The following is a 12,929-nucleotide window of genomic DNA, read 5'->3' on the forward strand; positions in this document are numbered from 1 at the left end:
CAACGGGTAACGGCGGCAAAAGCGTTGTCTGCCTCGGGGCTGATCCGTCGACAGGGCTTCAAGGAGGCGCTGTGAACCCATCCCTGGGCGCGACTTTCGCCCTGCTTCGCTCGCGCATCCTGCTCCGCTCGCAGGACCGGGGCTGGCCATCCATGGCCAGCCCGTTCGGAGCAGTGCTCCTCACCCCTGGCAAATGACCGCCCTGTCCCCGGCGCCCCTCGTGTGACTGCTATCCCAATGACTTCAGCCAGAACACCATCGGCTTGTCGCTCTCCTCCGGCTCGCCGATGTCCTTCCAGCGGAAGGTGGTGGCGAGCTCCGGGTGGCGCTCGTAGCCCTGCGAACGCCAGAAGCCGTGCAGCGGCACGTAGCCCTCCGGTTTCAGCGGATGGTCGTCGGGGCGCTCCACGGCGCAGAAGGCGACGGTGGCAAAGCCGCGCTTGGCCGCATGACGCTCGCGCTCGGCGAGGAAGGCCTTGCCGATACCCCGGCCGCGGTAGCTCGGCAGCAGTACCGATTCGCCGTAATAGAAAACGCTGTCGATATCGAAGCCGGCCTGTTCGAACGGCGTGCGGAATTCTTCCACGTCCTCGGCCAGCGGCATGCCCGTGGCGGCCCCCACCAGGGCATCGCCATCCTCGGCCAGCACGAACAGGCTCTCGGAACACTCGGCGTAGCGGCGCAGGTAGTTGGCCTCGTAGTCGAAGCTGCCGTCGTAGAGATAGGGGAAATCGCGGAACACGGTGATGCGCAGATGAGCCAGTTCCTCCAGTCGTGGCTCGATGGCGCTGCCCTGGCAGGTATGCAGTGCGGTGTTGCTCATGTGGGCCTCCGTGAAAGATGCAAACGCTCGTATTAGTTTTCACTGTGGTAATCTCCCGCCATTCTCCATGGCGGCGCCAGGGGCGGCAATCGTCCGGCGTCGGTAACCCGACCTTACTGCGGAGCACTCCTACCATGAGGATCCAGATTCGTCGTGCCCTGGCCGGGCTGGTGCTAGGCGTGTCGATCACCGCCCTGGTGGGCTGCGGTACCGTCTTTCATCCCGAGCGCAAGGGCCAGATGAGCGGCCGCATCGACCCGGTGGTGGCCATCGCCAACGGCGTGGGGCTCTTGTTCTTCATCGTCCCGGGGGTGATCGCCTACGCCGTGGATTTCTCCAACGGCACCATTTATCTCCCAGGCGCGCCAGACAGCGCCGGCGTCGATGCCTTGAAGATGGACGGGAACATGGACGTGCCGTCGCTGGAGCGTCTGCTCTCCGAGAAGACCGGCAAGCCGGTCAGCCTCGACAGCGAGATGGTGCGGGTCGAGGAGGTGGAAAGCCTCGACGAGGCCCTGGCGCTGGTACGCATGGCCGGCATCAACGACCGCGAGCGGCTGGCGACGATGTAGGAGGAGTCATTCGGGCGCCGTTTCCTCGAGCCGCTCCAGTTCGAGGGGACGATACGTTTCCAGCAGCGCCCAGAGAATCGCGGCGGTTTCGGCATCCGGCTGCCCGCGATAGTTGGCAGGGCGGAAGCGCATCTGGAAGGCGCGCAGCACGGCGCGGGTCTCGCGGTCCAGCTCCCCCGTTGCCTCCAGCCGGTAGCCCCAGCTTCTGAGCGCTTGCTGAAGGGTGGCGAGTGGCACGCTCTCGGCTTCGAAACGGGCCTGCCAGCGAGCCACGGCTTCCTCATTCGGCCATACGCCGATGCCGGCCTCATGGAGTTGGCGCCAGGGAAACTGCGGGCCAGGGTCGATCTTGCGTGTCGGCGCGATGTCGGAGTGGGCCACCACGTCGGTGGGGTGGATGTCGTGGCGTTCGATGATGTCGCGGGAGAGGGCGATCAACGCCTCGATCTGTGCCTCGGGGTAGGGTGCCCAGCCGATCTCCACCGACGCCTCCGGGGCCTCTTCCAGCAGCCGTTCCACCTCGGCATAGGGGCGGTCGGGCCCGGTATTGACGATCTCGACGCCGATCGAGGTGTCGTTGAGGTCGGTGCGGCCCTTCCAGGCGCTGGCGCCGGCATGCCAGGCGCGGCGCTCCTCGTCGACGAGTTGATAGACCCGCGGCTGGCCACGGTGTTCTCGTGCCGGCAGCGGCAGCACGTAGTGGGCGCTGACATGGGGGCCGGTGAGTACGGCCAGCGATTCAGCCTCGTCGACGTCGGTGTAGTGGATCACCAGGTGACGCACGCGGCTGGTGTGCGAGGGTGAGACGTGGGTGTGGTCCACCACGTAGCCGTCGCGCCGCTCGAGCGGTTCCGGCGCGGCGCAGCCGGCGAGCCAAGCGCCCGCCATGGCGATGCCCAACAGGGTGGTCCAGCGTTTCGGCATGCTCAGCTCCCCTGTACCACCAGCCGTATCAGCAGGCCGAGCACCATCGCGGTCGAGACGCTGAGCAAGGTGCCCATCAGCACGTACTCGGTCAGCTTGCGATCCTGGGCGCCGCGCAGTTCGCCGAAGCGCAGTACCGACTTGGCGGCCAGCAGGAAGCCGATGGCGGTCAACTGATCGAGCAGTACCAGGGTCAGCACCAGCACGCGCTCGGCCATGCCGATGCGGGCTCCGGCGGCGATGAGCGTGCCCGGATTGTCGATCTGCGCGCTCCAGCGTTGTATCACCAGGGCAATGACGATCGACAGCGGGCGAGTGACGAGCAGGTAGGCAACGACGATGCCGAGCACCCGGGGCGTGAACAGCCAGTGCCAGAATGCGAGCAGCGGCTGCCAGTGGCCCAGCCAGGCCAGCCACACGCCCAGTAGCACCAGCAGATGCAATGCCTGGTCGAGCATGAACCAGCGCAGCCTCGTCGGCGACAGGTAGGCCTTGCCGAGATCGATCATGGCATGACTCACGGCGATCGCTGCCGCGCCACCCAGGACCACGCCCCAGGACGCAGCGGTAGCGCGGCTCAGGGTGGCCGCGCCCAGCACCGCCAGGGCCAAACCGCCATGGAGTGCCGCGTGCAGGTAGAGCTGGGGGGAGCGCACCTTGCGCACCAGGCGAGCCTCGACCCAGCGGCTCGGCTGCAAGGCGAAGTCGCCGAGCAGATGGACCAGCACCAGCCCCAGCAGCAGCGAGAGATCGGCATTCATCGTGAGTCGTCCTTGAAGCGTTGGCCGAGGTGGCGAAGGTAGTCCTCGAGCAGTGCCCAGCGCGCGGCGCGTAGCCGCTTGTGCACGCTGGGCTGGCTAATGCCGAGCCGCTTGGCGAGCGCCTGTTGGGATTCCTCGTGCCACAGGCTGAGATAGACGGCCTCGGCGGCGTAGCGCGACCAGCCGTCGATCAGGTCGTCGACGAAGCGGGTCAACAGCGCCAGGCACTCGCTGCCGTCCTCCTCGACCAGGCTGAGACACAGGTGCGAGGTGCCTTCGCTCATGGCATCCAGCGTCTGGCCGGAGCGCACGAACACCTCGCCGCTGGCCTCGGTGACCCGCTGTTCGGGTTGCCAGCGATCCTTGCCGATGGCGACCGCGATGCGCGCATCCCAGCGCTGGCGCTCCTCCGAGTGGCGAATCAGGGCTGCGCGGAGCAGCACCGCGGCGGGCAGGGCTGCCGCCGGGTCGGGCAAGGCGATCTGGAACCCATCGCCACGATACCGCTCGCCTTGGCCACCGTAGCGCTCGGTGATCGACTCGAGGGCGGTATCGAGTATCTTGAAGAGCCGCTTGGGGTCGCTGGCCTTGCGCGAATCGACCAGATCGCCCGTGAGTACGGCAATGCGCTGCGCCATGAGCATGTTCTACGCGTCGGTGATGTCAGGATAATAGCCTTTGAAGGCTATTTTTCAAGCTAATAACCAAATAGGGCTATAGCGAGTCTATCCGCTAGAACCTCCGGCCCGGCCGGATAGCGTGGCTGTCATGCTAAAACTGTATGAAAATACAGTATAGGGGTGGGCTTGGTGTGGGGCAAGCGATCCTGAGCCGAATCGCTCCTGCTCGCGGCGCCTGGGTCAGCGCGCCAGGTCGCGCATGGCATTCTCCAGGCCCTCCAGGGTCATGGGATACATGCGGTCGTCGATCAACTGACGGATCAGCTGGGTGGAGTGGGTATACTCCCAGGCTCGCGGCGGCATGGGGTTGAGCCAGGCCAGGCGGGGGAACTTGTCGGCCAGGCGCTTCAGCCATACGGCACCGGCCTCCTCGTTGAAGTGCTCCACGCTGCCGCCGGGGTGGGTCACCTCGTAGGGTGACATGGCGGCATCGCCGACGATCACCACCTGGTAGTCGCGGCCGTAGGTATGCAGCACGTCCATGGTGGGGATGCGCTCGCTGGTGCGCCGATAGTTGTTGCGCCAGACCCCTTCGTACAAGCAGTTGTGGAAGTAGTAGTGCTCCAGATGCTTGAACTCCGAGCGGGCGGCGGAGAACAGCTCCTCGCAGACGCGAATGTGATCGTCCATGGAGCCGCCCACGTCGAGGAACAGCAGCACCTTCACCGCGTTGTGGCGCTCCGGGCGCATGCGCACATTGAGCAGGCCGGCGTCGCGGGCGGTGTCGCGGATGGTGGCGTCGACGTCGAACTCCTCCGCCGCACCCTGGCGGGCGAACTTGCGCAGCCGGCGCAGCGCCATCTTGATGTTGCGAGTGCCGAGCTCGAGGGAGTCGTCGTAGTCGCGGAAGCGACGCTCGTCCCACACCTTGATTGCCCGGCGGTGGCGCGAGCCCTCCTGGCCGATGCGAATGCCTTCGGGGTTGTAGCCGTAGGCGCCGAAGGGGCTGGTGCCGCCGGTGCCGATCCACTTGTTGCCCCCGGCGTGACGCTCCTTCTGCTCCTCGAGGCGCTGCTTGAAGGTTTCGATCAGCTTCTCGAGCCCGCCCAGCGATTCGATCTGGGCCTTCTCCTCCTCGGAGAGCTGCTTTTCGAACTCACGGCGCAGCCAGTCGTCCGGGATCAGCGCCTCGATGGCGGCGTCCAGGTTCTCCAGGCCATCGAACCAGGCGGCGAAGGCGCGATCGAAGCGGTCGAAGTGGCGCTCGTCCTTGACCATCACGGTGCGCGCCACCTGGTAGAACGCCTCCATGTCGGCGAATACCACGCCGCGCTCGACCACTGCATGCAGGTCGAGCAGCTCGCGCAGCGATACCGGCACGCCGGCGTGCTTCAAGGTCTCGAACAGGCCGATGAACATGGCTCAGCGCCTCTGGTTGCCTTGGCGACGCATCATGAACGCCAGCCGTTCGAGCAACTGGGTATCCTGCTCGTTCTTCACCAGCGCACCGGCGAGCGGCGGGATCGCCTTCACCGGGTCGCGATGGTAGAGCGCCTCACGGGCCAGCTCGTCGGCCATCAGCAGCTTCAGCCAGTCGACCAGCTCAGAGGTGGAGGGCTTCTTCTTCAGCCCCGGCGCCTGGCGCAGGTCGAAGAACACCTCCAGCGCCTGGCTGACCAGCTTCGGCGCGATATCGGGGAAGTGCACGTCGACGATGGCGGCCATGGTCTCGCGGTCGGGGAACTCGATGTAGTGGAAGAAGCAGCGGCGCAGGAAGGCGTCGGGCAGCTCCTTCTCGTTGTTCGAGGTGATGACGATGATCGGCCGATGCTTGGCGGAGATGGTCTCGCCGGTCTCGTAGACGTGGAATTCCATGCGATCCAGCTCCTGGAGCAGGTCGTTGGGGAATTCGATGTCGGCCTTGTCGATCTCGTCGATCAGCAGCACCACGCGCTCGTCGGCGGTGAAGGCCTCCCACAGCTTGCCGGGCTTGATGTAGTTCTCGACATTTTCCACGCCCTCGACGCCGAGCTGGGAGTCGCGAAGGCGGCTCACCGCGTCATACTCGTAGAGGCCCTGGGCCGCCTTGGTGGTGGACTTGATGTGCCAGGTGATCAGTTGAGTGCCCAGCGAGTTCGCCAGCTCCTCGGCCAGCAGGGTCTTGCCGGTGCCCGGCTCGCCCTTGATCAGCAGCGGTCGCTCCAGGGTCACGGCGGCATTCACCGCCTGCTTCAAGGCATCGGTAGCCACGTAGGTAGAGGTCGAATCGAAAGCCATGGTCATGCCTCGGCGTAGCATCGTGTAGGGGAGAGTCAAACAAGTGTACGGAAGGGTGGAGCAAGGGACAAATCCCGCTCGGAAGCGATACCATCAGGGCAGGAATACGCCGGAGCCATGATCATGAGCGAGATACTACTGCTTCACGAACCGCTCATCCGCCTTGGCATCTTCCTGCCGGTGCTCGCGGCGATGGCGCTGTGGGAGTTCCGCGCCGCGCGCCGTGAGCAGCGAATACGGCGCTGGCAGCGCTGGCCCGGCAACCTGTCGATCCTGGTGCTGGATACGCTGGCCGTGCGTCTGCTCTTTCCCCTGGCGGCGGTGGGAGCCGCCCTGGTGGCCGCCGAGCACGGCTGGGGGCTGTTCCATCTGCTCTCGGCGCCGCTGTGGCTGGCGCTGCCGCTCTCGCTGCTGCTGCTGGACGCGGCGATCTATTTCCAGCATCGACTGTTCCATGCCGTGCCCTGGCTGTGGCGCCTGCACCGCATGCACCACGCAGATCTCGAGTTCGACGTGACCACCGGTCTGCGTTTCCATCCGCTGGAGATCCTTGTCTCGATGGGCATCAAGATCGCCGTGGTAATGCTATTGGGGGCACCGGCCGTGGCGGTGCTGATCTTCGAGGTGCTGCTCAATGCCACTTCCATGTTCAATCACGGCAACGTGCGCCTGCCCGAGTGGCTCGACCGCCGGCTGCGCCTCATCGTGGTGACGCCCGACATGCATCGCGTTCATCACTCCATCGTGCGCCGCGAAACCGACAGCAACTTCGGCTTCAACCTGCCCTGGTGGGACCGGCTGTTCGGCACCTACCGCGACCAGCCCGCTGCCGGGCACCTCGGCATGACGCTCGGCATCGACGCGTTCCGCGACCCCCGCGAGCTGAGGCTGGACCGCATGCTGATCCAGCCCCTGCTGAATCCCAGGCCGCCTGCCGCGCAGCGCGGCGGGCAGGAGCCGCAGGGTTAGTCTTTCTTCCGGCGGTATGTTTCCACCAGCGTCGCCGGGTCGTGCTCGGCGTGGCCATGATTGACATGGGCGCGCATCAACTGGGCCGCAAGACCGCTCATGGGCGTGGCGCTACCGGCGCGCTGGCTCTGGGCCAGCGCCAGGTCGAGATCCTTGAGCAGGGTGCGCAGGTGCCAGGCCGGGCTGTCGAACTCGCTCGCCGCCATGCGCGGAACGAGGATCCGGAACGGCTTGGAATCGGCGAAGCCGCCGGCCAGCGCCTCGGTCAGGCGGCTGGCGTCCACACCGCTGGCCTCGGCCAGGGCCACCATCTCGGCGATCACCGCCGCCTGGCAGCCGACGATCATCTGGTTGCACACCTTGGTGACCTGGCCGGCGCCCACCGGGCCCATGTGCGTGACCCGCGCCGAGAGCGGGGCGAGCAGGGGGCGTACGGCGTCGACGTCCGCCTCCGCGCCGCCGCACATGATCGCCAGGCTGCCGGCCTCGGCCCCCGCCACGCCGCCGGAAACCGGTGCATCGACCCAGCGCATGCCACACTCCTCTTCCAGCCGCTCGGCAAAGCGGCGCGTTGCCGCCGGGTCGCTGCTGGAGAGGTCGACCAGGCGCTGGCCCGCGAGGCCATGCGCCGCTACGCCGCCCTCGCCGAACACCACCTCTTCCACCACGGCGGTATTGGCCAGGCACAGCATCACCACGTCCACGCCCGCCATCAACTCGCCGATGGAGCCGGCGAGCGTGGCGCCGGCCTCGCGCAGCGGCTCGGCCTTGGCCGGGGTGCGGTTCCACACCGTGACGGCAACGCCGGCCTGCAGCAGGCGGCGCGTCATGGGGTCGCCCATCAGGCCGATGCCGATGAAGCCGAGGCGGGGCTGTGTCATGTCGTTCTCCAGTGCGGCGAGGATGAGTGGCTTAGCATGCCCCTGGAAAGATTTTCCATCAACTGAGCCGTGCAGGGTGCTGTGGGCAAGACGGCGGCACTTGCACTTCGGCGTTGAGCTCAGCCGGGAGTGTTCACGCGCCGGTACACGGCTTCGAGCAGGCTGTAGAGACCGAAGCTGAACAGGCCCAGGGCAACGAAGGCCAGCAACCAGCGACCGAAGGCTTGGCTGCGCAACGTGCTGAAGACGTCTGTGAGACCGCCCGCCTCGCCGGGATCCACTTCATAGGCGGCGAGGATGAAGAAGGCGCCGATGAGCAGGAACACCAGCCCGCGTACCACCAGCCCGAAACGACAGACGGGGTAGGCCCAGCGCTGGGTGCGGGATGGCATGTCGAAGTGGCGATGAAACTTCATTTTCCAACCCTTGATGCCATGGGCGATGCCGGCGCCAATGATGGCCAAGCCAACGGCGCCCACCAGCCAGCGTCCGTAGGGTTGCTGCATCAGCCAGCCGGCGAGGCTTTCCGAACCACTACCGGAATCGCCGGAGCCGCCGCCCAGGGTAAAGATCAGGCTGGCAGCAAAGAACGCCAGGAGCAGATGCGTGCCGGCGCTTACCAACAGGCCCGCGCGTATCGCCAAGCCCTGGGCGTCGGTGCCGTGACGATCGGTATCCTTGACGGCCTGGGTGCAGCGCCAGACGGCGTAGCCCACCAGCCCCACGCTGATCGCACCGAGCAGCACGCCGCCCCACGGGGCGGTCATCAGGCGCTCCAGCGCGCCGCGGCTGTCCGTGGTCTCGCCGCCCTGGCCGAGTGCCGCCAGCGCGGCGAGGCCTCCCACCAGCAGATAGACGACGCCGCGAGCCGCATAGCCCCAGCGCGCCAGCAGCGTGAGTGCCTCCCTCCGGTCGGGCGCGGTCGTGCCGTTCATCGCGGGCTCCTCCTGGTTGAGCTTGGCATGTGCAGCGCTTCCTCACCGCAACTCTAGCAGTTCGGTCTGGTTCGAAGTTCCGCCTAGAGGGCAAGCTTGTCGATGAGCTCGCCCAAGGAAAGTCCATCGAAGAGACTTTCAGACAGTAAACCCGGGCGCCTTTTCTCAGGTGCCCGGGCGAAGTGACAGCTCTTGTGTCAAGGGATCAGCCGGTCATCCTGCCGCTGAGATGGTCGCGCAGACGGTCGACCATGCCGACGCCGGGGCCCACGGTCTTGTGGAACAGCTCGGAGTGGGGGGCGCTGGGGTGGGGGCGAGTCGGTGCCAGCTGCTTGGCTTTCTCCACCTTCCTGCCCAGCTCGACGAGGTCTTCGCCGGGAATGCGCTGGCGCAGCTTGGGAAACTGGTCGGCTTCCTCGTCCTTGGCGTGGTGGCGCAGCAGTTCGTCCAGCTTGTGCACGCGCTCCATGAATGCCGGCTCGGCGGCGTCGGCGTCTTCCAGCTGCTTCATTACCTGCACGATCTCATCGTGTTCCTCCCTGTCGTGCTCGGCTTCCTCCTCGCCGTCGGGGATGCGCTTCTCCATCGCGGGGTAGACGTACATCTCCTCGGCGACGGAATGACGCATCACCTCGGCGATCAGCGTATCGGTCAGATCGCGGCGTTGTCCGGCATCCGGGGACTGCTTGATCTGATCGAGGAGTCCTTCCATCTCGCGATGGTCGAGGGTGAGGATGTCGACGACGTCCTGGGCGGACGTATTGGTGGTCTGCACGGTCATGAGACTCCCTCCATTGAGTCGTTGTGCCCTTTGCTACGGGGCCATCTCAACATAGTCGCAAGCGCTGGCATCAGCCAAACCTGGCGAAGCCTCTCGCTGCCCGCTTATGCTGGGTCAATCCGATCGGAGCGGTGTACTTGCCGGTGCGCCGGCAAACGAGGAGGTAGCCATGCGACTCAGGGTGCTTTCCGACCTGCATCTGGAACATTTCGACGAAGGACGCGAGTTGCCGGACGTGGCGGCGGACGTCGTCATTCTTGCCGGTGACATCCACCGCCATGCGGAGGGCCTGGCCTGGGCCGCCGAACGCTTCGCCGGGGTGCCGATCCTCTACGTGCCGGGCAACCATGAATTCTATGGCAGCTGCATGCCGCTGCTGCGTCAGGCATTGGCCGCCGAGGCCGAGCGGCTGGGTATTCATCTGCTCGACAATCGTTCGCTCACGCTGGGGGGCATACGCTTCCACGGCACCACTCTGTGGACCGACTTCGCGCTCTATGCCGATGACCCGGACTTCGACCCGGCGCTGACCGAAGAGAAGGCGCGCTGGTTGATGCCGGACTTCAGTATCATCGAGCAGCCGGAAGGGGAGAGGTTCAGCCCGGCCGAAAGCCAGCGGCTGCATAGCGAAGCTTTGGCCTGGCTGGCGGCGGAGCTGGCCAAGCCCTTCGACGGACCTCGGGTGGTGATCAGTCATCACGCCCCCCTGGCCGAGTGTATTCCGCCAAGCTACCGGGGCGATGCGCTGTCGCCGGCCTTCGCCTCGCATCTGCCGGCCATGATGGGGCGCATGGCGCTGTGGATTCACGGTCACGTGCACGAGCCGGTGGATTGCGAAGCCAATGGCACGCGGGTGCTGGCCAATCCGGGGGGGTACCCCGGGGAGTTCGAGCCGCCCCTGTTCGTGCCGGACCTGACCATCGACATCTGAGGAAATCCACCATGATCTCCCACGATTCGCCCTGGTTGGCTTACGAGGGGCTGCCTTCACACCCCGAGTGGCCGCCGGGGCGGTAGACGGCGCAGGCTGCCCGGCGCCATCCTTGGCGCCAGGCAGGCTCGATCAATGGAAGCTGGCGGCATTCAGCCACAGGTGGACGAGGATACTGGCGGCGTAGCCCAGCGCGATCACCGGCGCCCAGCGCAGGTGTCCGGCAAAGGTGTAGTAGCCGCGGGCCTGGCCCATCAAGGCAACCCCGGCGGCGGAGCCGATGGAGAGCAGGCTGCCGCCGACCCCGGCCGTCAGCGTGATCAACAGCCAATGGCCGTGGGACATCTCCGGCTGCATGGTCAGCACGGCGAACATTACCGGAATGTTGTCCACCACCGCGGAAACCAGGCCCAGCGCGATATTGGCCCAAGTGGCATTCCAGCCACTGTAGAGCAGCTCCGAGACCAGGCTCAGGTAGCCGAGGAAGCCCAGGCCGCCGACGCACATCACCACCCCGTAGAAGAACAGCAGGGTGTCCCACTCGGCCCGCGCCACGCGGTTGAACACGTCGAACGGCACCACGCTGCCGAGCTGGGCCAGGCGGCGCTCGTCACCCGCGCGGGTGTAGCGCTCGCGCTTGCGCTCCAGCGAACGGGGCAGGGTACGGCGCAGGTAGTAGCCGAAGAATTGCAGGTAGCCGAGGCCCGTCATCATGCCGAGCACCGGCGGCAGGTGCAGCAGGCTATGGCTGGCCACGGCGGTGGCCACGGTGAGCAGGAACAGGCCGATGATACGCCGCGCGCCGCGCTTGAGGTCGATCTCCTCTTCGTTGCCTTCCGGCCTGCGGTCGCCGACGAACAGGCTCATGGCCACCGCCGGCACCAGGAAGTTGACCAGCGAAGGCACCAGCAGGGCGAAGAACTCATAGAACTGCAGCATGCCGGCCTGCCACACCATCAGCGTGGTGATGTCGCCGAAGGGGCTGAAGGCACCGCCGGCGTTGGCCGCCACCACGATGTTGATGCAGGCCAGGTTGATGAAGCGCCTGTCGCCCTCGGCCACCTTGATCACCACGGCGCACATCAACATGGCGGTGGTCAGGTTATCGGCCACCGGTGAAATGAAGAAGGCGAGCCCACCGGTGAGCCAGAACAGCTGGCGGTAGCTGAAACCCTTGCGCACCATCCATGAGCGCAGCGCATCGAAGACTCGTCGCTCCTCCATGGCGTTGATGTAGGTCATCGCCACCAGCAGGAACAGCATCAGTTCGGCGAATTCGAGCAGGGTCTCGCGGAAGGCATGCTCGGCCTCGGCGGGCATGCCCGCCCGGACGTAGACCCAGCCGATCATGAACCAGATCAAGCCGGCCGCGACCAGCACCGGCTTGGACTTGCGCATGTGCAGTTTCTCTTCGGCCATGACCAGCGCATAGGCGAGCACGAACAGCACCACGGCGACGAAGCCGACCAGAGAATTCGTCAATGCGAGCGGTCCGGTGGCGGCATGCGCCAGCGGGCTTGCGAATAGAGCAACAGCGACGAGCAACAGCAGAGCCGGGCCACGGAGAGACCGAGGCCTGGCGGAGGTGGAGCAGCCGAAGGGCATGGGGAAGCGTCCTGAGGAAGGGAGCGGAAGAACTCAGCGCTTATATAACATGCCATGTTGCGTTGCGGTATCGGTGGGAGGGCCGTGGGCCATGCCAGTTTGGCATGAGCGAGCCAGTCGTCCGAGGCGTTCCTGGTCCCAATCGTGAGGGAGGGATGTGCTAGCGTGGAGCCGTGACATCAACGGGCGAAAAACGCTTCGAAGAGTGGAGGTAGCATGCACATTGCCGTGATGACGGTACGGATTTCCCTGCCTGGCTGCGCGTCGTTGAAGGAGAAGCGGCAGCGCATGGGTGGCCTGCACGAGCGCTACGGCCGCAACCCGGCTGTGGCGGTTTGCGAAAGTGGTGAGCACGACCGGCTGGAGGCGAGCGAATGGACCTTCGTGACGGTGGGCAACGAGCGGCCGAAGGTGGAGTCGCTGTGCAGTGAGATCGAGGACAAGCTGCAGCGCACGGTGGACGGACGAGTGATGGAGGTTTTGCGGGAGCTGCTGTAGGCCTGAGCGACGAGGCAGGTTTATCGGATATGGCATCGGCTAATTTTGCGTTGCATCATGATGCAGCAAAACAGCTCTTAAGTGAGCTTCGGTGGTGCAGAAGGGGCGAGCTGGCGACATATGGCACAAAGCCTGCGTAGCTGTTTTTTTTGCAGGTCTTTGTTTTGTAAGAAATTCTATAATTATTGGCGCAGTAATCGCATTGTGTTGGTTAGCTAACCGATCAACGCTGCAGGAAGGTCGGCTTTACCTTCCTCGGCAACGTCGCCAACGGTTAAGGACCAGGGCGATGTACCGATGTGAGCTGGCGTGCTCCACCTGACCCCCTTCGGGGGGTCTTTTTTGTCTGGCC

14 protein-coding genes are annotated in these 12,929 nt (G+C 65.5%); 4 read left to right on the forward strand and 10 right to left on the reverse strand.

Annotation, left to right across the window (positions count from 1 at the left end):
* Positions 1–229 precede the first annotated feature (229 nt).
* Entirely contained in the window at positions 230–823 is a 594-nt protein-coding gene (locus I4484_RS08550) for a GNAT family N-acetyltransferase (RefSeq protein ID WP_197450530.1), read from the reverse strand.
* 134 nt (positions 824–957) lie between these two features.
* Here I4484_RS08550 and I4484_RS08555 point away from each other — a divergent pair, with 134 nt between their 5' ends.
* Positions 958–1,395 (forward strand): hypothetical protein, encoded by a 438-nt coding sequence (locus tag I4484_RS08555; protein WP_197450531.1) that lies wholly within the window; start codon positions 958–960, stop codon positions 1,393–1,395.
* A gap of 6 nt (positions 1,396–1,401) precedes the next feature.
* Here the strand turns inward: I4484_RS08555 and I4484_RS08560 are convergent, their stop codons facing one another.
* The 5 genes from I4484_RS08560 to I4484_RS08580 form a co-directional block, all read right to left on the reverse strand.
* The gene (locus tag I4484_RS08560) at positions 1,402–2,319 is read right to left on the reverse strand and encodes an N-acetylmuramoyl-L-alanine amidase (protein WP_197450532.1); all 918 of its coding nucleotides are present in this window, start codon (positions 2,317–2,319) and stop codon (positions 1,402–1,404) included.
* A 2-nt stretch (positions 2,320–2,321) separates the two neighbouring features.
* Positions 2,322–3,080, reverse strand: coding sequence for a DUF3307 domain-containing protein (locus tag I4484_RS08565; RefSeq protein WP_197450533.1), 759 nt, complete (start codon positions 3,078–3,080; stop codon positions 2,322–2,324).
* Complete coding sequence (locus tag I4484_RS08570) at positions 3,077–3,718, reverse strand: hypothetical protein (RefSeq protein ID WP_197450534.1); 642 nt, start codon at positions 3,716–3,718, stop codon at positions 3,077–3,079. The genes I4484_RS08565 and I4484_RS08570 overlap by 4 nt, the downstream gene beginning before the upstream one ends.
* Positions 3,719–3,940: 222 nt before the next feature.
* Positions 3,941–5,119: a VWA domain-containing protein gene (locus I4484_RS08575; protein ID WP_197450535.1), complete on the reverse strand. Its 1,179-nt coding sequence runs from the start codon at positions 5,117–5,119 to the stop codon at positions 3,941–3,943.
* Positions 5,120–5,122: 3 nt separating this feature from the next.
* Entirely contained in the window at positions 5,123–5,977 is an 855-nt protein-coding gene (locus tag I4484_RS08580) for a MoxR family ATPase (protein WP_197450536.1), read from the reverse strand.
* A gap of 123 nt (positions 5,978–6,100) precedes the next feature.
* Between I4484_RS08580 and I4484_RS08585 the strand changes: the two genes are divergently transcribed.
* Positions 6,101–6,946: a sterol desaturase family protein gene (locus I4484_RS08585; RefSeq protein ID WP_197450537.1), complete on the forward strand. Its 846-nt coding sequence runs from the start codon at positions 6,101–6,103 to the stop codon at positions 6,944–6,946.
* Here I4484_RS08585 and I4484_RS08590 read toward each other — a convergent pair.
* The 3 genes from I4484_RS08590 to I4484_RS08600 form a co-directional block, all read right to left on the reverse strand.
* A complete protein-coding gene (locus I4484_RS08590) occupies positions 6,943–7,827 on the reverse strand; it encodes an NAD(P)-dependent oxidoreductase (RefSeq protein ID WP_197450538.1) in 885 nt (294 codons plus the stop codon). The two genes, I4484_RS08585 and I4484_RS08590, sit on opposite strands and share 4 nt — an antisense overlap.
* 119 nt (positions 7,828–7,946) lie before the next feature.
* Positions 7,947–8,762, reverse strand: a complete 816-nt coding sequence (locus tag I4484_RS08595) for a DUF1206 domain-containing protein (protein ID WP_197450539.1) — start codon at positions 8,760–8,762, stop codon at positions 7,947–7,949.
* 205 nt (positions 8,763–8,967) lie between these two features.
* On the reverse strand, positions 8,968–9,543 hold the full coding sequence (locus I4484_RS08600) for a hemerythrin domain-containing protein (protein ID WP_197450540.1): 576 nt from the start codon (positions 9,541–9,543) through the stop codon (positions 8,968–8,970).
* A gap of 169 nt (positions 9,544–9,712) precedes the next feature.
* On the opposite strand from I4484_RS08600, the gene I4484_RS08605 reads away from it, so the two are divergent.
* Positions 9,713–10,474 (forward strand): metallophosphoesterase, encoded by a 762-nt coding sequence (locus I4484_RS08605; protein ID WP_197450541.1) that lies wholly within the window; start codon positions 9,713–9,715, stop codon positions 10,472–10,474.
* Between the two features lie 132 nt (positions 10,475–10,606).
* On the opposite strand, the gene nhaD is transcribed toward I4484_RS08605, so the two are convergent.
* The gene (gene nhaD, locus I4484_RS08610) at positions 10,607–12,079 is read right to left on the reverse strand and encodes a sodium:proton antiporter NhaD (RefSeq protein WP_197450542.1); all 1,473 of its coding nucleotides are present in this window, start codon (positions 12,077–12,079) and stop codon (positions 10,607–10,609) included.
* 216 nt (positions 12,080–12,295) lie between these two features.
* On the opposite strand from nhaD, the gene I4484_RS08615 reads away from it, so the two are divergent.
* A complete protein-coding gene (locus I4484_RS08615) occupies positions 12,296–12,577 on the forward strand; it encodes a DUF503 domain-containing protein (RefSeq protein WP_197450543.1) in 282 nt (93 codons plus the stop codon).
* The last annotated feature ends 352 nt before the right edge of the window (positions 12,578–12,929 follow it).

It is taken from the genome of Halomonas sp. SS10-MC5, assembly GCF_015992245.1.
Taxonomy (GTDB): Bacteria; Pseudomonadota; Gammaproteobacteria; order Pseudomonadales; family Halomonadaceae; genus Halomonas; species Halomonas sulfidoxydans.